The sequence below is a fragment of the Veillonella parvula genome (assembly GCF_018378075.1).
Classification (GTDB): domain Bacteria; phylum Bacillota; class Negativicutes; order Veillonellales; family Veillonellaceae; genus Veillonella; species Veillonella parvula_K.
Window position 1 is genome coordinate 38,521 of record NZ_JAGZYE010000002.1, and the last position, 20,304, is coordinate 58,824.

General features: G+C 38.6%; 15 protein-coding genes. 3 read left to right on the plus strand and 12 right to left on the minus strand.

Annotated features, from left to right (window positions below):
- Positions 1-2 precede the first annotated feature (2 nt).
- The 4 genes from KH286_RS02940 to KH286_RS02955 all read right to left on the minus strand — a co-directional run bounded on the left by KH286_RS02940 (position 3) and on the right by KH286_RS02955 (position 5,653).
- Positions 3-971 (minus strand): glycosyltransferase, encoded by a 969-nt coding sequence (locus KH286_RS02940; RefSeq protein ID WP_174892115.1) that lies wholly within the window; start codon positions 969-971, stop codon positions 3-5.
- Positions 972-1,067: 96 nt separating this feature from the next.
- Positions 1,068-3,101, minus strand: coding sequence for an LTA synthase family protein (locus tag KH286_RS02945; RefSeq protein WP_156697394.1), 2,034 nt, complete (start codon positions 3,099-3,101; stop codon positions 1,068-1,070).
- 336 nt (positions 3,102-3,437) lie between these two features.
- Positions 3,438-4,616: a transcriptional regulator gene (locus tag KH286_RS02950; protein ID WP_221741122.1), complete on the minus strand. Its 1,179-nt coding sequence runs from the start codon at positions 4,614-4,616 to the stop codon at positions 3,438-3,440.
- A 437-nt stretch (positions 4,617-5,053) separates the two neighbouring features.
- Positions 5,054-5,653, minus strand: a complete 600-nt coding sequence (locus tag KH286_RS02955) for a class I SAM-dependent methyltransferase (RefSeq protein WP_118091643.1) — start codon at positions 5,651-5,653, stop codon at positions 5,054-5,056.
- Positions 5,654-5,907: 254 nt separating this feature from the next.
- Between KH286_RS02955 and KH286_RS02960 the strand changes: the two genes are divergently transcribed.
- The 3 genes from KH286_RS02960 (at position 5,908) to KH286_RS02970 (ending at position 11,825) form a co-directional block, all read left to right on the plus strand.
- Complete coding sequence (locus KH286_RS02960) at positions 5,908-7,263, plus strand: hemolysin family protein (protein WP_278617585.1); 1,356 nt, start codon at positions 5,908-5,910, stop codon at positions 7,261-7,263.
- A 438-nt stretch (positions 7,264-7,701) separates the two neighbouring features.
- Entirely contained in the window at positions 7,702-8,766 is a 1,065-nt protein-coding gene (locus tag KH286_RS02965; protein ID WP_195213418.1) for an efflux RND transporter periplasmic adaptor subunit, read from the plus strand.
- Positions 8,763-11,825, plus strand: a complete 3,063-nt coding sequence (locus KH286_RS02970) for an efflux RND transporter permease subunit (RefSeq protein WP_278617586.1) — start codon at positions 8,763-8,765, stop codon at positions 11,823-11,825. The genes KH286_RS02965 and KH286_RS02970 overlap by 4 nt, the downstream gene beginning before the upstream one ends.
- Positions 11,826-12,062: 237 nt before the next feature.
- Here KH286_RS02970 and KH286_RS02975 read toward each other — a convergent pair whose 3' ends face one another.
- From KH286_RS02975 to dnaN, 8 genes are all read right to left on the minus strand, one after another.
- Positions 12,063-12,380, minus strand: coding sequence for a YbjQ family protein (locus tag KH286_RS02975; protein ID WP_004692937.1), 318 nt, complete (start codon positions 12,378-12,380; stop codon positions 12,063-12,065).
- Between the two features lie 203 nt (positions 12,381-12,583).
- Complete coding sequence (locus tag KH286_RS02980; protein WP_008601859.1) at positions 12,584-14,065, minus strand: amino acid permease; 1,482 nt, start codon at positions 14,063-14,065, stop codon at positions 12,584-12,586.
- Between the two features lie 10 nt (positions 14,066-14,075).
- Positions 14,076-15,977, minus strand: coding sequence for a DNA topoisomerase (ATP-hydrolyzing) subunit B (gyrB, locus tag KH286_RS02985; RefSeq protein WP_004698069.1), 1,902 nt, complete (start codon positions 15,975-15,977; stop codon positions 14,076-14,078).
- Positions 15,978-16,054: 77 nt separating this feature from the next.
- Entirely contained in the window at positions 16,055-16,303 is a 249-nt protein-coding gene (locus KH286_RS02990; RefSeq protein ID WP_278617587.1) for a DUF370 domain-containing protein, read from the minus strand.
- Positions 16,304-16,316: 13 nt separating this feature from the next.
- Positions 16,317-17,219 carry a DUF721 domain-containing protein gene (locus KH286_RS02995; RefSeq protein WP_278617588.1) on the minus strand — a complete coding sequence of 301 codons (903 nt, stop codon included), beginning with the start codon at positions 17,217-17,219 and terminating at the stop codon, positions 16,317-16,319.
- Entirely contained in the window at positions 17,206-18,306 is a 1,101-nt protein-coding gene (gene recF, locus KH286_RS03000) for a DNA replication/repair protein RecF (protein ID WP_278617589.1), read from the minus strand. The genes KH286_RS02995 and recF overlap by 14 nt, the downstream gene beginning before the upstream one ends.
- Before the next feature lie 3 nt (positions 18,307-18,309).
- Positions 18,310-18,543 (minus strand): RNA-binding S4 domain-containing protein, encoded by a 234-nt coding sequence (locus KH286_RS03005; RefSeq protein WP_004692943.1) that lies wholly within the window; start codon positions 18,541-18,543, stop codon positions 18,310-18,312.
- A gap of 253 nt (positions 18,544-18,796) precedes the next feature.
- Complete coding sequence (dnaN, locus tag KH286_RS03010; RefSeq protein ID WP_278617590.1) at positions 18,797-19,909, minus strand: DNA polymerase III subunit beta; 1,113 nt, start codon at positions 19,907-19,909, stop codon at positions 18,797-18,799.
- Positions 19,910-20,304: the final 395 nt, after the last annotated feature.

The window sequence follows — 20,304 nt, forward strand, 5'->3', positions numbered from 1 at the left end:
ACTTACGAACGTACTTGTTTTGCTAAATACGATAAACGAGCCCCTATTTTATGAATCCAATCGGCACGACCAAAGGACCATAAAAAAAGCTTATATTTAGAATTTAATAGTTTGTAGGATGCATCATTACGATAAGTTTCAATCATTCTTTTACATTTATCATAATACACTTGATTACCCGTTGGCTTTGCATAGTAAGCTGTTAAACAGGATAATACGGCTTTCATCAATAAACTATTGCAATCATCAACATATGGTAATTGATGATCTATAGCATATTGCAAGCGTTCCTCGTAACCGAGCACAAAATCCCATCGAGATTTCGGATCAAAAGAAGTTTGAGTAGTTGAATTAGGATTAAGTCGATAATAATACAAACAGCGATTAATATGACCCACCCGTTTTGTATTAGCGATAAATAAATAAGATACAGCAGAATCTTCAAATTTTCGGCCTACAGGGAAACGCACATCGCTGATAACTCTTCGCTTATACAATTGACTCCATACAGCAACAAAACAATCGTACATAGCCATTTTTAGCGCTTCATCTCGATTAAAAATTTCTAATGACCCGTCATTGCACCCTTCGATATTGGTGTCACCATTATTTCTGAAAGCAGTGCATTCTATGATATCTAAATCATGTTCTGCCATGAGCTTTAACATATCTTCATACATAGTAGGTGCAATGTAATCATCTGAGTCCACAAAGCCAATATAGTCACCATTAGCCGCTTCTATCCCCGTATTACGAGCAGCACTAACTCCAGCATTCTCTTTGTGAATGACCTGTATTCGCTCATCATAGGCTGCATACTTATCGCAAATATCACCACTAGCATCTGTAGAACCATCATTTACTAAAATGATTTCCAAATTCATATACGTTTGGTTTTGAATGGACTCAATACATTCTGCAACATAAGATTCCACATTATAGACGGGTACAATGACCGAAATTAACTCCATTCCATGCTCCTCTTAAACATGCACTAGCCAAATTAGTTTCTACAAATTCTTAAACTCATATAGCTTGTTCTAACTATATCATTAGATAAATGTCCCTTATTTAATGTTATTTCCATGTTTAATACGCCATGCCGCAAGTTCGCGCATGTTTTTAATCATATCCCCATAGGATTGAGGCATGCTCGCACTTTGTTCTAACACTTTGCCACTTTTATCGAGATATAGTCTATGATTAAATACAAATTCCTCTTGTGTAAACAAGCTTGGTACCATTGCTTCATAGGTTTGACCAGGTCGGCCTACCAATTCCGCTAAGGTTGGAATGATTTGAATGCTCATGCCGAACGCATTAGGCGTAAGCCAATCTTTATGAATGCCGCGACCATAAAAAATAATAGGAATAGTAGATGCCACATTAGGACCTACTTCACGAGCAAAGTTAAAGCGTTCGCTATGGTCACCGGTAATGACGAAAAGTGCAGACGGATCTGCTGTTTCTTCGCGAGCGATAAAATCACCCATTACATGGTCTGCGTACCAAATATGGCCCATTTCGTTCAATTGCTTATCGTTTTCTTCGATAGAATCTGGCAAATGACCTTTTACCTTATTCACATCGTAGCCTTCCTTAGCCACATTGATGCTATACGGTGGATGATTAGAGGTAGTCATAATCACATTGAGGATTTTTTCCCCTCTATGCTGATTCATATAGGCAGAAATAGCTTTAAACAAGTCTTTATCGCCTACGCCCCAAGCGTTGCCGTCTTCGCTTGGCATTTCAGAGGCATCGTGGAATTCATCAAAACCTTGAGATAAAACAAAGTTTTTAACATTTTGCCATGTGCTAAAGCCACCATACCAAAATACAGTCTTGTAGCCTAGCTTTTTCATAACAGGACCAATGCCTAAACCGTAAGGTTCTTTGAAACTTTCACCTTCATAGTTAGGATATAGCCCTGTATCAGGCATCCCTGTCAACAAACCATTGATGGCTGGCATCGTGCCTGTGCCTTGGGCAAGAGCTAGTTGCGTGCTCATCGCTTGAGGGCTGGCAGCGTATTTACGACCTTGCTCAACGAGGTACGCACCAGGCTCGTTATATTCAGCAAGGAACGGCCACAAGCCATAGGATTCTCCAAGAACGAGGTTTATAGACTGCGGTTGATCCGCTAATCGTTGTGTCGTAATGGTTCTCGTGAAAGAACCGTCAAAATTTGTACCGTTAAACTTACCACCAACGGAAGTGATTTTTTCGTTTAACTCTTGAGGTGTTAAGTTGATAACCTCCAGCTCAGCCGTCCGTTTCGCAATGCTTTTAACACGATAGAGCGCTTGTACATCATCGAGGATATTTTCGTTTAACAGATTTGAACTAAGACGGGCTGCACTTTCCCAGTTGATAGAATTTGTATAGCTGAAAGCACCGCCAAATCTAAAGAATAGACCTAATACGCCAATAGCGACAGTCAATCCAATGCCCGTCATCCATTGCGTTTTCTTCGTCTTAGGATACCAAGTAGTACAAAGTCGTTGATGATCTGCAGAATCACTATTTCTTACATTATCCGCATCATCACCATTCCTTAGGTCAACAGCGTAATCACTATATTTCTTGGCTCCCCACTCTAGGAAACGAACTAAAAAATAGCAAAGCGCTGCGCTCAATACAACGGCTCCAACGATGTACATTAAAGCGTTATATTCGTTGATAGCTGTATTTACAATGGCGCCGATATCATCGTTTTTACCGTTGATGAGCATCGCATTGTAGGAAGAGTTAAATATCTTGTAGAACGGAATGCGTCCCAAAAACAGGAAGGTCAACAATATAGTCGCAATGGAGTAGAGGACCTGTTTAATGCGCAAGGACGGCCATTTTGGCACAAAGGTATGTACCAACGTCCCCCCTAAAAAGCCTAGTAAACACAAAGAACCGACGGTCTTGAGACTCAATCTAAATCCTAGCCATAAGGATGTGAGGATATTCTCCATCGTCACGGAAGCTAGTTGTGATTGAAATACTGCAAGAAACACGATTCTAAATGCAGTCAACAAAACAGAGAAAAAGATAAATGCCTTAATCTCTGTTCGTATGCCTTCAAATAATCGCTGCCATCGGTTCATCATTAACCCCTAACTGTTGAATCGTATAACCAAATTGTTAAATCACTAATCCAACTATATTGTTACAAACGTAACAAAACTACATAACTATACTGCCTAAATGAGTAATAAAATTTATAAACTACATATATATGCTATATATATATCCTACGTAATATATTACGTAATATTCTACTAATTACATAACTATCAATTATTTCGGATATTTCTTACATTTAGGACCTTTACATCGTTTGCATTTACCGCATCCACGGTCGATAGTCTCAGCACCTGCTGATTTCTTCGCACTAGCACTCTCCTTGGCCATCTTTTCAGAGGCCTTACTATTCCATACGGAAACTATCGATTTTGCTTTTTTGCGGATTCATCCTTTTTGGATTTTTTATCTTTTTTCTTGTCTTTCTTCTTATCTTTTTTCTTGAAAGTATCAGCCAAGAAGACTGTTTTTAACTTATCATTTAAGACTTTAAGCTTCTTTTCAGCTTTGTCTTTCTTTTTCTTTAACTTTTCTTCGTCTTTAGAGCGTTTTTCTTCCTTAGACTTCTTGTGTTTTTTCTCTTTTTTATCTTCTTTAGACGTTTTATCTTTCTTAGATTTTTTCTCGCCTTTGGACTTTTTGTCTTCTTTGGATTTCTTATCCTCTTTAGATGTTTTATCTTCCTTGGATTTTTTATCTTCCTTAGATTTCTTATCTTCAGAACCGTTGATACGCGCCCATTCATCATCAACGCGTTTCAATTTCTTTTTAAGAAGCTTCTCCATCTTCTTATTTGTTTTATCGGACTCTAAACCGGCTTTACCAAATAATAAAGCATTCACCGCCGTGTATGGATCGATAGACGACATATCCTCATCATCCACGTTAGCTGCCTCTGATTTCTTATCTTTTGAAAGTTCATCAAGACCATCTACATCTAACGCTTCATCCTCATCTAAATGATGAATTGCTAAGCTTTCAACGCCTTCTAATGGTTTTACATCAAGGTGCTCAATCGCAGTATCTTCAAAATCCGCCATTTCCTTACCAGAGCTTTCACCAAAACCAGTAAAGAGACCGCCTATAGATTTTAATTCATTCAATTTAATATGATTCATGCCCACCGTAGAATCATGATGCACAGGAACATCAGATAATTGTACCTGTTCCATAGCATATGCATCATCATTATAACTAGCGCCCTTGCCAAGTTCAGATGTATTAGAAATGACGATATCTTCCTTATCGTCGCCTAACACATCACCAAATAGATCTTCTTCTAAAGATTCGTAAGAATGCAATAAGGCCATACGTTTTTGAACATCTTCAATTTGATTCCACAAATCAACGAGAGAAGATGTATAGTACACCCGTTCTTTTACCTCTAAATACGCTTGGTAAACGATAGATAATTCGGTCTCATTAAGGCCTTCCTCTGCACCAATTTCTTCAATCATTTGTTGAATCTGTTGATCTCGGTCATATCGTTTAATTAACGCTTTACGAATGCGTTCAATCAACATTGTATCGATGAGTTCCATATGCACCTCCTATATTCAATACACTCAGTCCTACCCGCTACATTAGCGTATACGAATCAATGTATAGAATCATAAAAATAAATTGATTTTATAATCTCTAATATATTATTATAGCAGAATTTATCTGCTTTTTCCTTAATAATATGTGTAAAAGTTCCTTAAAAATAGAATAAAACCTCAATTTAAATACGTCCCTAATAGTATGCATTTCATACTACTAAAACACTATTCAAACCGAGGTTATTTAATCAAATTTATATACATCATATTCATATATAAACTTACTATATTAAAATCTTATATTTATTTGTTACATCAATCTAATATGTATTGCATCCATCGGATTTTTAACTATTACATCAAAATATATCTAATTGTTACATAAATGTCTTTAAAGGTCTTAAATTATTTTATTATAAAAGTCTTAAATTACTGCACTAAAACAAGTTAACTGAATAGACGAGAATTCGTTCCTTTGTATCGCTTCCTTCAAAGAGGTCACTACAATCAATAGGTTCCTCTTGTTCCAAGCGCACATGGTTATTTAAAAAGTTCTCCACCTCTTCATTAACATAGTAGAAAAATAACTTAATCTCCCGAGGATTATGATATAGCGAATCAAAAATATTTCCTAATACCCGCTTAATCGTATGGAGTGCAAAGGGATTAAAGAAAAAGCATCGATCAGCCTGATCTGGCAATTCATACAGCGCTGCATCACCTAGTACAAAGCTTACACGATTACGAGTTGCCGGGCTTTCACCATTAATTAAAGCCTTTTCATAGAGCCGTTCATCGTATTCGATGCCTATAGAATGGCAGCCCGTTTGGTAAGCCATGAAAATACTCACTCGGCCCTTGCCACTACCATAATCGATGAGCGTATTTTTCTTGCGAATATGACCACTATTTGCTAAACGCTCCAACACGCAATAATCCGTCGGCTCGTACGGATGATGCTCCGTATCGGAACGACTATCATCGCGACCAGAGGTTTTAATTTGTAATACACTTTCCCACTCTTGCTCTGTTGCCATCTATATAATCCTATTATGAAGCCTAAATTATATGACCTAATACTGATATTAATCTTAATTTCTATACATACTATACCCTTATTAGGGTACTATTTACTAGTCCAGTAACACCTATAGTATATAACAAAAGCATCCACATCGGGTGCTTTTGTTATATGAAACACTTATTAATGTCGATATGGTATACTAGGAGTAATATTTCTATTATTCTCATGTGCAGAATTATATGTCATTAAAAAGGAGTATCTACTTACATGGACAGTGATCTGACCTTAGATTTTATCATTATCATCGTATTAATCATTGCAAATGGTTTATTCTCCATGACGGAGTTAGCCATTGTAAATGCGAAAAAACGTAAACTTGAAGAGTTAGCAGAATCAGGCAATGAACGCGCGAAAACAGCCTTTGAATTATCAGAGAACCCAAATGAAATGTTCTCTACCATTCAAATCGGCATCACCCTCGTAGGTATTTTAACTGGTTTATATTCTGGTGCTACCTTCTCTGGACCTTTAGAAGATATATTAGTAGCAAATATTCCAAGCATCGAACCATACGCAGCCTCTGTGAGCTCCTTCATTATCGTTGCTATCATTACCTATTTATCCCTCGTTATCGGCGAACTTGTGCCTAAACGCTTGGCCTTAAATAGCCCTGAGGGCATCGCTGTGGTAGTAGCAAAACCAATTTATTGGCTCTCTGTAGCCCTAAAACCAATCGTTAGCTTCCTCGGCATTTCCACAGAATTCCTCTTAAAAATATTAGGCGTTACTGTAAAAGAAGAAGCCCCTGTTACAGAATCTGAAATTAATAAAATGCTTACCGAAGGCGTTGCCATGGGTGCTTATGAAGAGGAAGAACCTATCCTCGTAGAAAATATCTTCCATCTCGCAGATATGAACGCAGGTGATATAATGACGCCTCGTACACAGCTCAAATGGATTGATCTTAACGGTATGGAAGACGAAATCATGGAGGTTCTCAAGAATGCCAACCATTACCGCATTCCTGTAGGTACCGATTCCTTAGATGAATTAAAGGGTCTCGTTACCGTATCCGACGTATTAGTTCAAATTATGCAACGTCCTAGTGAAAGTTCTATTCACGATATCATCAAAGCTTGTTTGAAAGAACCTGTTCTCGTTCCTGAATCCATTTCACTCATGAAATTATTGAACGTCCTACGTACAGAAGGCGTTCATGAAGCAATTATCCTCGACGAATATGGTGGTTTTACAGGCCTTGTCACCTTGCATGATATCATGGAGGAAATCGTAGGCCTTATGCCTTCCGGTGAAGAAGAAATCAAGGAAGAAGAAAACAAAATCATCGAACGTGATGGTGCATGGCTCGTAGATGGCCTTCTCAACGTAGATGAATTTAAAGAATTCTTTCACATCGATCAAGAATTACCAGGTGAAGAAGACGATTTGTACAAAACTATGGGTGGTCTCTTAAACGTCCTCTTTGGTCGCATTCCAAAAGAATTAGACAAGGCAAAATGGGATGGCTATACCTTTGAAGTCATCGATATGGATCATACTCGTATTGATAAAATTCTTGTAACCTATGAAGAACCTATTGTAGAACAAGAAGAAGAAAAATAAAGTTCAAACTATACATAAACAAAAGCTGACAAAAGCTAAAGAAGTGAGTTCTCTTCCTATGAACTGTACCCCAAAAATTGGACATATTTTTGGATACAGCTCAATCAATAGAGGACTCACTTTTTTGATACATTTTTGTATCCATAAAATAAGTAATACATATACTATCAAAATATATAGATTACTTTAAAAAATTATCACCAATTATATACATTAAGTATATAATTCTTTTATTTTCTGCATAAAGGCTAGAACTTTCAACATAAATATAGTATTATTAAATTGTATAAAATATATAATTAAATCTAATATAGAAATAATAGCTAATTTAGAAATAATTGCTATCCTAAAATAAGTTCAATAAAATATAAAGTCCTATGATCATTTTGTATAGTGTATTTCATAGGACTTATATATGGTAGTAAAAGGAGAGATTCTATGAATCAACGAATCATAGCAACCATAGGCGCCCTATTAATAGGGACCGCCATCATAAGTGGTTGTGGATCAGAAAAGCCCCCTGAAGATACAAGTCTCAAGGTGCGTACCATCACTATAGGTGAAGAGTCTGGAACTACTGATGCTGGCTATGCAGGCACCATTCATAATAAAACAGAAACAAATTTAGCCTTTCAAATTGGAGGGCGTATCATCAATAAATTTGTAAATGTTGGTGATGTAGTGCAAGCAGGCCAAGTCATTGCTCAAATCAATGGTTCAGATACATCAGCTCAGTTGCAAAATGCTGAAGGTGCTGTAAAAGCTGCTCAATCAGCCTACGAATTGGCAGAAACCAATGCTAAACGATACCGCGAACTCTATGCACAACAAGCGATTAGTAAATTGCAATTAGATCAGGCTGAAAACCAATTGAATGCCACATCTGCTCAATTACAACAAGCACAGGCAAGCCTTAATTTGAGCAGCAATCAAAATAGCTATACTAATTTAACGGCCCCTGATACAGGTATTATTACAGCTTTCAATATTGAAGCAGGACAAGTCGTAGCAGCCGGTCAAAGCGTTGGTACCTTAGCGGCCGGTCACGACCCAGAAGCAGTCATTGCCCTTCCTGAACAAGAATTGAGTAAAATTCATGTAGGAAGCCCTGCTACTATTACCTTCTGGGCTCTACCTAATGTAACCGTGCAAGGTGTAGTACGTGAAATTTCACCAGTTCCTGACCCTGTAGCCAGAACGTATACCGTAAAAATTACCTTACAAAATGCGCCTAAAGAGGTACAACTAGGCATGACGGTCAATGCTAATCTATCTACCACAGATAGTACCAATATTTCTATCCCATTGACAGCTCTTGTGAAAGACTCTAACGGTAATAATGCGGTCTATATCATCCGCGATAAGAAGGCTCATCTCGTGCCTATCAAGACTGGTGAGTTCGGTAAGAACTCCGTCATCGTCACATCTGGTTTAGCTAAGGGTGACATTGTCATCACCGCAGGCACCCAACAATTACAAGAAGGGACGGCGGTTAGTCAATGAAACAATTTAACTTAGCCGAATGGGCTCTTAAACACAAGTCCATTATCTACTACTTCATGGCTGTGCTCCTCACCTTCGGTATTTTCTCATTTACCCATATGGGACGCATGGAAGATCCTGATTTTACGATGCGCACCATGGTGGTCGGTGTTGCTTGGCCGGGGGCTTCTCCACAAGAAATGTCGAATCAGGTAACGGATAAACTCGAAGAAAAACTACGCGACCTTCCTGGTGTAGATTATACAAAATCTTTCACAGATGGCAGCAAATCCGTTATTTATATCAATCTAAGAGAGGATTTGCCATCCGATAAGATTCGTCCCGCTTGGGAAGAAGCGCGGAATATGATCAACGACGAATGGAAATCATTGCCTGCAGGCGTTCAAGGACCGACCATCAACGACAGGTTCGACGATGTATATGGCATTATCTATGCCATTAGTGGTGATGAATTTTCTTATGAAGAAAAGCGTCAACAAGCAGAAGACTTAAAGCGTCAGCTTTTATCTGTTCCTAATGTTAAAAAAATCAGCCTCATTGGGGTTCAACAGCAAACCCTCAATGTAACCATAAACAAGGATAAACTCGCATCCTATAAAGTCAGTACACAACAGCTGTTAACAGCGCTTAAACAGCAAAGTATGATGGTTCCAGCTGGTGTGATTACAACGGATACAAACAATGTATATCTTCGCGTCAACGGTCTATTCGATAGCCCTCAAGCGGTGAGAGATATGCCAATCCGCATCAATAACCAAACGTTGCGCCTCGGTGACATAGCCGATGTAACCATGACCTACCAAGACCCTAGTAGTCCTCAGTTCTACTACGAAGGCAAGCCGGCTATAGGTATTGCTATCTCCATGGATGCAGGTGGAAATAATATAGAATTTGGTGAAGCCATCGATAAAAAGCTAGCAGAATTGAATAAAACGATTCCTGCCGGCCTCGAACTCAAGCAAGTATCGAATCAGCCCCATATCGTTAAGGAATCTATTGGCGATTTCTCTCAATCCTTATTTGAAGCCATCGCCATCGTATTGCTCGTAAGCTTTGCATCCCTTGGTTTACGAACAGGTGTTGTGGTAGCCCTTACCATTCCAGTCGTTGTGTCTACGACGTTCATCTTGATGTATGAAAGTGGCATTTATCTACATAAGGTTAGCTTAGGTGCCTTAATTCTAGCTTTAGGCCTCCTCGTAGACGATGCCATCATCGTTGTAGAAATGATGAGTGTTAAACTCGAAGAAGGGTGGGGCCACTTTAAATCGGCTACCTTTGCTTATCAATCTACAGCATTTCCTATGCTATCTGGTACGCTCATTACCTGTGCAGGCTTCTTGCCATTAGCATTGGCACAAGGTATGGTAGCAGAGTTTACAAAATCTTTATCCATTGTTGTCTTTATGGCACTCATCCTATCTTGGTTCGCCTCTGTTCTCGTCAGCCCTGTATTGGGTTATAAAATCATTGAAAACAAGGCTCCAAAGCCGGAATCGGAATGGACTAAACGAGACCGTATCATGCACAAGCTCAATGTGACCTTCTATGATAAGTTTGAAAAACTATTACATTGGGCACTAGGACATCACAAGGTAGTCTTATTGGCTACTCTAGGTGCCTTCGCTTTATCCTTGCTTTCACTACCGTTAATTAAACAAGAATTTTTCCCATCATCAACGCGTAATGAAATTATTGTATCCATGCAATTCCCTCAAAGTTCGTCCATCGAGTATACTACTAACCAAGCAAAAATCATTGATGAACATTTGCAAGGTGACGAACGTATTTCAACCTTTACCTCGTACATTGGACAAGGTTCTCCGCGTTTCGTTCTCACCTTAGAGCCAGAATTGCAACGAGATAATTTCTTACAATATGTGATCGTCACAAAATCCTTAGAGGATCGGGATAAACTATATGGTGAATTAACTTCTTATTTAAATAAAGAATTTCCTTCAGCTCTCGTAAATGCTCAATTTGTACAAATTGGCCCACCATCTAAATATCCAGTTATGCTTCGCATTGCTGGCCCTGATCAAAAAGTGGTAAAAGAAATTGCCAACCAAGTAAAAGCAAAAATGCAAGACGATAAAGACTTACAAAATATCGCCTTTGACTGGCCAGATACAGAACCTGTAGCCAATATTCACATCGATCCAAACAAGGCCCGTTTACTCGGTATCGACAGCTACGCTGTATCCTTGCACTTACAAAGTCTATTGTCTGGTACTAAGTCTGGTGAATACTACGAAGGGAACCAAACCATTCCTGTTACCTTCCGTTTAGGTGACAACGAGCAACATAACTTAAGTGCTCTTTCATCCTTGCCAATTCAAACAGGCAATGGTTCCTACGTACCTCTTAGCCAAATTGCAACTATTACCATGGCTCAAGAGGATGGTATTATCTGGCATCGCAACATGATGCCAACTATTAGTGTTCATGCGAATGTAAAAGCCGGTGTCTTAGGCAATGCGAAAACAAAAGAGGTCTATAAATCATTACAAGACATTCGAGATTCCTTGCCTACAGGCTATTCTATTGACCTAGACGGCGCCGCTGAAAAAAGCGAAACAGCCGTTCAAAAGCTATTAACACCAATCCCAATTATGCTCTTTGTAATCATGACAATCCTCATGTTCCAATTAAAGCGTATCGCCCTCATGTTAATGGCTCTATTCACTGCTCCATTGGGGCTAATCGGTGTTGTATTAGCACTTAATATTACGAGAACACCGTTAGGCTTTATGGCTATTCTAGGAATCATCGCCCTCTCGGGTATGATCATCCGTAACTCCATTATCTTGTTAGACCAAATCGAAATCCACAAGGCAGAAGGCCAAGAACCTCGTGAAGCGATTATCAACTCCGCTACACTTCGTTTCCGCCCTATCATGCTCACCGCTATCGCAGCGATTTTAGGCATGATTCCTCTCATGGGATCTGTATTCTGGAGCCCATTGGCCATCGCCTTCAGCGGCGGCTTACTAGTGGCAACGGTTCTAACACTCATCGTATTACCAGTCATGTATGCAAGCTGGTATAAGGTAAAATAAAAAAGCAGTAATTATTTCTGCTTTTTTATTATCTATAAGATATATAGATAAACCACAATACAAAAAACCCCCTATAAAAGTTTCTAATACTTTTTATAGGGGGTTTTTTAATAAATATCATATAAAAAAACAGCAGGGCTTTCCCCTGCTGTTTTTTTAGTCACAATAATACATTACGACTTACTTATTTCCCTTAGGATTATATTAATAATTATATCTGACTTAGTCTATTATTTATTAAACTACAACGGCTGTACCATTGCATGTAATCATAAGCATGCCATTTTGTGCACCTACTGTGCTGTATTGGAAGGATACACCAATAATAGCATTAGCACCCAATTTAGAAGCTCGTTGAGACATTTCGTCGAGAGCTGCTTTGCGCGCATTCATCAAAGAATCTTCATAGCTGCCACTACGACCACCAACGATATCGCGAATGCCAGACATGAAATCTTTCACAAAGTTACGGCCTTCTACGACTTCACCAAATACAATACCTTTGTACTCTTGTACAGGTTTGTTTTCAATATGCATAGTTGTAGTAATAATCATAATTGTATCCTTTCTAATTGATTACAATATATTTTAATTTATTATAACAAGACTTTTAGATAAAAACAAATATAGCTTTCACATAAAACAATTACATATTGTATCTCCAAAAATTACATACTATATATCAAAAATTTACATATTATACATCAAAAAAAGACCTGTTCACTACTTTCATAATGAACAGGTCTAATTTTATATTTTTATCTATCAAAATCGCGGTCTAAGTTAACTTCTTTCAACGGCACAACTTTAGTTTTGTTGATGTATTTGTAACCAAGGTAAACTGCGAAGAAGATTGGTAAGCCAATGTAGGCAACGGATACGCCGTACCAGTCGATGGTATCACCTGTGAAAGCGGAGTAGTTTTGACCACAGATGATAATGACGCAAAGAATGAACGCCAAAATTGGGCCAACTGGGAATAACCACGCTTTGTATGGCAATTCACTAAGATCTCTGCCTTGTGCGATGAAAGCACGGCGGAAACGATAGTGAGACACGGCGATACCAACCCATGCGATGAAACCACATAAACCAGAGATATTAACAATCCATGTATAGGCTGTACCTTCGCCGATAAAGCTTGTTAGGAACGCAAATAAACCGATTGCTGTCGTTAAGATTAACGCAGGCACTGGAACGCCACGTTTATTTAACTTAGCAAAAATTTGAGGTGCTTGACCTTCTTTAGCCAGTGCGTACAACATGCGCGTAGAAGAGTATAGACCAGAGTTACCAGCACTCAATACAGCCGTTAAGATGATAGCATTGATAAAGCTAGCAGCAAAGGCAAAACCAAAGCGATCAAATACGAGTGTAAATGGAGAAATAGATACGTTCTCTACACTAGAGTTCAACAGATTTGGATCTGTATACGGAATCAAGAAACCAATAACCGTGAAAGCACCGATATAGAATAATAGAATACGCCAGAAAATTGTATTAATCGCTTTTGGCACGTTCTTTTCAGGGTCTTCCGCTTCACCAGCGGCTACACCGATTAGCTCAGTACCTTGGAAGGAGAATCCTGCTACCATAAAGATAGCGAGAATAGATTCCCAGCCACCTACAAATGGAGCCTCTCCTACAGTCCAGTTTGCAAATCCTGGAGATGTACCACCGATACCAAAGATAAGCATGAAGCCACAGAATAGAAATACGAATACTGTAATAACTTTGATGCTAGAGAACACATATTCGCTTTCACCAAAGGAACGAGTAGATAAATAGTTCAAGCCGAATAAAATGAACAAGAACAGAGCAGACCATACGATGGCAGGTACATCAGGGAACCAATATTTCATGATAAGCGCCCCTGCTAATACTTCAGCAGCCAAGGTAATAGCCCAGTTAAACCAGTAATTCCAACCTAAGGCAAAACCAAAGGCAGGATCTACATAGCGTTTTGCATAAGTCCCGAAGGAACCAGGAATTGGCAAGTATGTAGCCATTTCCCCAAGAGATGTCATGAGGAAATAAACCATGATACCAATGAGGCCGTAAGCTACAAGAGCACCACCAGGGCCAGCTGTACTTACCACTTCACCACCAGCAACGAATAAACCTGTACCGATAGCACCACCTAAAGCAATCATATTCATATGACGAGCTTTTAGGGACCGTTTTAGGTGTTGATCTTTGTTAGACGTAAACTCTACGTTACTATTATGATTTTCAGACATGGGTCACCTCTTACAAATCTAGATTACGCACGTATTTCGCGTTATCTTCAATAAATTTACGACGAGGCTCTACCTTATCACCCATGAGAACCGTAAAGATTTTGTCAGCTTCGATAGAATCTTCTAAGCTAACTTGTAAAATCGTACGATTATCAGGGTTCATTGTAGTTTCCCATAATTGTTCAGGGTTCATTTCACCTAAACCTTTGTAACGTTGGATTGTAGTACCATCACGGCCTACTTCATCAAGTTTAGCAGTCAACTCTGCATCAGAGTATACATACCAGTGAGATTTACCTTTCTTGATTTGATACAAAGGTGGTTGAGCAATATAGATATGGCCTTCCTCTACCAATGGTTTCATATAGCGGTAGAAGAATGTTAATAACAATGTACGGATATGAGCGCCGTCAACGTCCGCATCTGTCATGATGATAATCTTATTGTAACGGGATTTTGTAATATCGAATTCATCGCCAATACCTGTACCAAAAGCGGTAATCATGGAGCGAATTTCGTTATTAGCCAAAATCTTATCGAGGCGTGCTTTTTCTACGTTAAGGATTTTACCACGCAATGGCAAAATTGCTTGGTAACGACGATCGCGACCTTGTTTTGCAGAACCACCCGCAGAATCACCTTCCACAAGATAAATTTCAGTCATAGATGTATCTTTTTCGGAGCAGTCCGCCAATTTACCAGGAAGACTAGATACTTCCAACGCATTTTTACGGCGTGTTAAGTCGCGGGCTTTACGAGCAGCCTCACGAGCACGGCTTGCCATCGTTGCTTTTTCGATGATCTTCTTCGCATCTTGAGGATGTTCTTCGAAGAATGTTTTAAGACCTTCTGTAACGATAACGTCTGTAATACCTTTTACTTCACTATTGCCAAGTTTAGTTTTTGTTTGGCCTTCAAATTGAGGTTCCAACACTTTTACAGATACGACAGCTGTCAAACCTTCACGTACGTCTTCACCGGAAAGATTAGACTCACTTTCCTTGATCAAACCAGATTTACGGCCATAATCATTGAGGGTACGAGTCAAGGCAGCACGGAAACCAGATAGATGTGTACCACCGTCAATCGTATTGATGTTATTTACGAAGGACAACAAGTTTTCACTATAGCTATCGTTATATTGCAATGCTACATCTACCACAACATCGTCTTTTGTATTTTCAATATTGATAACAGTTGGATTAATTGCTTCTTTATTTTCGTTCAAGAAGGTAATGAAAGAAACCAAACCACCTTCATAGTGGAAACTTTCAACACGAGGTTCCTCTAAGCGCAAATCGCTCAATGTAATGCGAAGGCCTTTGTTAAGGAATGCCAATTCTTGTAAACGCATTTTCAATGTATCAAAGCTAAATACGGTAGTTTCAAAGATTTCTGCATCTGGCTTGAAAATAACTGTAGTACCAGTGCCTTCGGCCTTGCCAATTTCGTGCAACTCGGAAGTTTTATGACCACGAGCAAAGGAAATCTCTTGGACAATACCATTTTGAGATACTTGAACCTTAGTCCATTCACTCAATGCATTAACTACGGAAATACCTACACCGTGAAGACCACCAGATACCTTGTAGCCACCACCACCGAATTTACCACCGGCATGCAATTTCGTTAATACTAGCTCTACCGCAGACATACCAGATTCATGCATCCCTGTTGGAATACCACGACCATCATCGACAACAGTAACACTATTATCTGGATTGATGGATACTTCGATATGTGTAGCATAACCAGCAAGCGCTTCATCCACAGAGTTATCTACAACTTCGTATACGAGGTGATGCAAACCACGAGCAGACGTACTACCAATATACATCCCTGGGCGTTTACGCACCGCGTCTAGACCCTCAAGAACCTGAATATTCTGAGCGCCATAATTTTGTTCAGGCATGAAACAAACTCCTCCTAACAATCTATCATACTGCACTTGATTGAAATAAAGTAACAAAACATGTACAGGATTAAACTTTATCTCTTTATTATACTATAAAACTCGTCAATCCGTCTCATTAAAGTCTTAATACTGATACCAGATCCATACACACAAGCATCAGTGACCACATATGTCTTGATTTGCTCCTCTGGCACCATGGCGATATATTCTAGCATTTCATAGTGATGAATAGGACTTTTATGGGACTTTCCGCCCTTGGCATGTACCATCGTAATAATGGATTCTATGGGCACGGAAATGGTATCTCCAATATGAACGTACATAAGAATGCCCCCTCTACTTTTCTAATGTCCCATTAAGGGCATCGATTTTGCGTTGCTCCTCTTCAGCAAGGAACTTTGATCGATATTTATTACACAAATTGATAACATGCTGATCCGTTAGCTCATCAGGTTTCTTATGAGTGATGAGCATGGCCACCATAAACATATGACGGCGATTGATAGATCCTTTATAAATCTTATCCAGGTAAAAGTATATGGATTCCCGCATCGCTTCTGCAAAGTCTGGGAAGGTACACTGTATAAATTGCTGACAGTCGCTGTATTTAAAGTATGGATACTTTCTAATAACAGACTTAATGTCCTTAATATGTTTTCGATGCAATTCATATTCACAAGTCGGACAGATTTCTTTTTTAGATTCCATGTGCATGCCACATCGCTTACAACGATGATACCCATGCTGCTCTAAATATATTTCACGCTTTCGAGCCGTAATTTGTACTTTTCTGAAAGCAGCTCGTAATTCTTCGTTATCCGTTTGTTCTAAGGATTTATCGATGGCATCTACATCTTCTTTTGAAAGCACGATATTAGCAAAATTAATATGTTTTGTAATAATCTGTTCATCAGGAATCGTGAGAGACGTATTAATTTCTACTTTCACATAGCTCTGACGTTTCATGATGAATCGAATATCGGTGATTACCTCTTGGCGGTAATACTTGTTGATAGCCTCGATGATACGTCGTTTTTGCATCTGTAATTCCTGCATCCACATGGAATTATCTGCACTGATAACCATGTCTGGAGGCTTGATAGACACAATTTTCGTATGATCAGCAATAACATCGCCTACTACATCACGCCACTTATGAACGAGGGTATTCAATTTATATTGTTCCAGTAAATTCAGTTCTGCTAAGGCCTTTGGTAAACAAAGATCAAGGCTGTCCATACTGAATATTTCCCCCTTCACAAGAAATAAATTGAACGGATTTCAGATTTTTAAAATCGTGAATATCTGTAGTGGTAATAAATGTTTGAATCCGTTTATGAATAAACTGCAATAAATTCGCTCGTCTCGACTCATCAAGTTCGCTCAATACATCATCCAAAAGAAGAACTGGATATTCTCCTACCTCTGACTTAATAAATTCAAGCTCACTCAACTTTAAAGACAATACAGCCGTTCGTTGCTGCCCTTGAGATCCAAATTTCTTTAAATCCATAGCATCGGAAAAGAATCTTAAATCATCGCGATGAGGACCTACACTAGTGCTCAAACGATGACGATCTTGCGGCAACGCTGCTTTGATGCGTTCGTAAAAGCCTTCCTTTGTATATTCTAATGAACCAGTGTCCATATACGGCTGTTCATAACCGATGGTTAAATTCTCGAGTCCACCCGTCAATTTACGATTCATCAAATCGATGAGCAGATTGATTTTTTTCAAGCTTTCTAATCGTTTCTTTACGATAAAGCTCGCCATATCTGCTAGCTGCAAATCCCATTCTTCAAGAGGAATATTATTCTTTCCTCTATATTCTTTTAGAACTGCATTTCGTTGCTGTAACAACCGATTATACTGCATCAATTGATGATAGTAAATAGCGCTGGTCTGAGATATTTCCATATCGAGAAAACGCCTACGTCCAGACGGAGTTCCCTTGATGAGCTGTAAGTCTTCAGGACAGAAGATAACTGTATTTAATGTACCAATCAGTTCTTTTTGAGATATTTTTGTGTCGTTTAATCGAATATCCTTAGGACCTTGACGGAATAATTTAATATTTACCTTTTGAGGCGTATCCTTTTTCTCGAACTTTACCACAATGCCAGCTTCTTCAGCATTGAACATGAGCATATCTGACGTATCATTCGTACGATGGCTTTTACCAATCGTACCAACATAAATCGATTCGAGGATATTCGTCTTACCAGCCCCATTAGTGCCATATAGAACAATAATCTCAGGATTAAACTGTATCTGTACATCCTTATAATTACGAAACTGAAATAACTGCAGTGAGTCAATTCTCACCGATTATGCCTCCTCTTGTGTAATCACGAGGTCTACATCGAGACCTTCACAAGAAATCACATCACCAACACGGCATTTCTTGCGTTTTTCCGTTACGACCTGACCATTCAAGGTAAGGATGCCTTCATCGATGAAAGATTTAATTTGACCACCTGTTTCAATAATGCCTTCTAACTTCAACAACTGATCAATTTGAATGTACTCCGTATGAATGGGTACCTGCTGTTGCTCTTTCATAAAATTCTCCTACAGTAGACAATTAACATAAGCATATATATCATACTGAGTCCAGGTCGCTCGCTGAGCATTTTTCTTAGAAAAATTGCACGCTCCGACCAAAGTTATATTTGGTTGGAGCCCAAAGCACAGTTCTTCACTGTGGATTTTCTTAGATAACTTTGTTATCTAGAAAATCTTACGTTCAGAACAAAGCGATGCAGTGTCTCTGTCGTCGCAAGCTCCTCCATTGACTACTGCCCTGCTTTTACTTTTATGCATTTGTGCGAACTGGTGTTACTACGTATGTATAGTTCGGATTATTGTCTTGGCGAATGACAACAGGACCATTTTGTTTTAAGAACAAGTGGATATTGTCGCCTGTGCTGTGACGCAAGATATCAGAGATGTAACGACCATTGAAGGAGATTGTAAAAGGTGTACCTTTAAATTCAACAGCTACGTCTTCTTTAGCCATACCGATTTCAGTATTTTGAGTAGATAATGTGACATTGCTTTCAGACCAATCATAACGAATTACGTTATAGCTGATGTCTTTAGCCAATAAGGATACGCGATCAACAGCACCAGCGAATTCACGGCGGTCGATTACAGCGCTAGAATCGAATTGGGAAGGAATTACCTTTTCATATTCAGGATACGTGCCTTCGATTAAGCGAGAAATAATATAAATAGATTCAAAATTAAATACGATTTGTGTGCGATTCCAAATGATATTAATCATTGCTGGATTATCTGTTGGTAATAAACGAGATACTTCAGCTAACGTTTTTGTAGGAATAATAGCGCGCATTGGAGTAGTTGCTGGCTCATCGATAGTGATTTTTTTAACAGCCATACGGTGTGTATCGGTAGCAACCATAGTGACTTCGTTTTCATTGATTTCAAGAAGAGCACCGGTAAAAACAGGACGATCTTCATCAGTAGCTGCTGCGTAGTTTGTTAAATCGATAAGTTCTTTCATAGCAAAGCTATCGATGTTTACATGATCTTGGTCGTGAATTTGTTCCACCAAGGAGAAATCATCTGGGTGTAATGTAACAAGATTAAATTCGGAAGATCCAGATGTGATTGTCAAAGAATTTCCGTCTTCTGGTTTGTAAAGTTCGATAGTATCGCCAGGTAATTTACGAATTAATTCTTGGAAATAACGGGAACCTACCACTAAAGTACCATGTTCTTTGATGTCGCCGTCAATTGTTAAACGGATACCAAGTTCAAAGTCATTACCTTGCAATTCTACTTGACCATTTTTTGTAGTTATGTAAATAGCACCTGGTAAGTTGGAACTTGTTTTATTTTGAGATACCTTTTGCAATACGTTGATTGCTTTTTGGAGATTTGCTTTTGGGAATGTAATATGCATATGTTACTCCTTTTTGAAAGTTTTATATTAATTTGTATAATTGGATTTTATTATTAACTACTATATTATTTCTAATATATATGTTGTTTGTGATTACGATTTATATATATTGTAGAAGCACTAATAATTACTTATTTTATTTGTAATATTCTATGTTTGCTATTGTAGATGCTCTATATATATTCTACGATAGATCTGTTTCTACTGTTTTTCTGATTGTTTCTTAGTTTTAGTAGTAGTAATAGTAGGGGTCTGTTTATATGTGTAAAAGTGAATCGGCGCCAATAATTGTGTGAATTATGAGCTGTGCATAACTATGTTAATAGTTTGTACCTACTTATCCACATATTCACACCAAAGTGCAAGTTTTGTGATATCCACAAAGTTATTCACTA

Coding starts and splice junctions, on each gene's coding strand:
- KH286_RS02940 (WP_174892115.1), bottom strand. CDS start 971: ATGGAGTTAATTTCGGTCATTGTACCCGTCTATAATGTGGAATCTTAT.
- KH286_RS02945 (WP_156697394.1), bottom strand. CDS start 3,101: ATGATGAACCGATGGCAGCGATTATTTGAAGGCATACGAACAGAGATT.
- KH286_RS02950 (WP_221741122.1), bottom strand. CDS start 4,616: ATGGAACTCATCGATACAATGTTGATTGAACGCATTCGTAAAGCGTTA.
- KH286_RS02955 (WP_118091643.1), bottom strand. CDS start 5,653: ATGGCAACAGAGCAAGAGTGGGAAAGTGTATTACAAATTAAAACCTCT.
- KH286_RS02960 (WP_278617585.1), top strand. CDS start 5,908: ATGGACAGTGATCTGACCTTAGATTTTATCATTATCATCGTATTAATC.
- KH286_RS02965 (WP_195213418.1), top strand. CDS start 7,702: ATGAATCAACGAATCATAGCAACCATAGGCGCCCTATTAATAGGGACC.
- KH286_RS02970 (WP_278617586.1), top strand. CDS start 8,763: ATGAAACAATTTAACTTAGCCGAATGGGCTCTTAAACACAAGTCCATT.
- KH286_RS02975 (WP_004692937.1), bottom strand. CDS start 12,380: ATGATTATTACTACAACTATGCATATTGAAAACAAACCTGTACAAGAG.
- KH286_RS02980 (WP_008601859.1), bottom strand. CDS start 14,065: ATGTCTGAAAATCATAATAGTAACGTAGAGTTTACGTCTAACAAAGAT.
- gyrB (WP_004698069.1), bottom strand. CDS start 15,977: ATGCCTGAACAAAATTATGGCGCTCAGAATATTCAGGTTCTTGAGGGT.
- KH286_RS02990 (WP_278617587.1), bottom strand. CDS start 16,303: ATGTACGTTCATATTGGAGATACCATTTCCGTGCCCATAGAATCCATT.
- KH286_RS02995 (WP_278617588.1), bottom strand. CDS start 17,219: ATGGACAGCCTTGATCTTTGTTTACCAAAGGCCTTAGCAGAACTGAAT.
- KH286_RS03005 (WP_004692943.1), bottom strand. CDS start 18,543: ATGAAAGAGCAACAGCAGGTACCCATTCATACGGAGTACATTCAAATT.
- dnaN (WP_278617590.1), bottom strand. CDS start 19,909: ATGCATATTACATTCCCAAAAGCAAATCTCCAAAAAGCAATCAACGTA.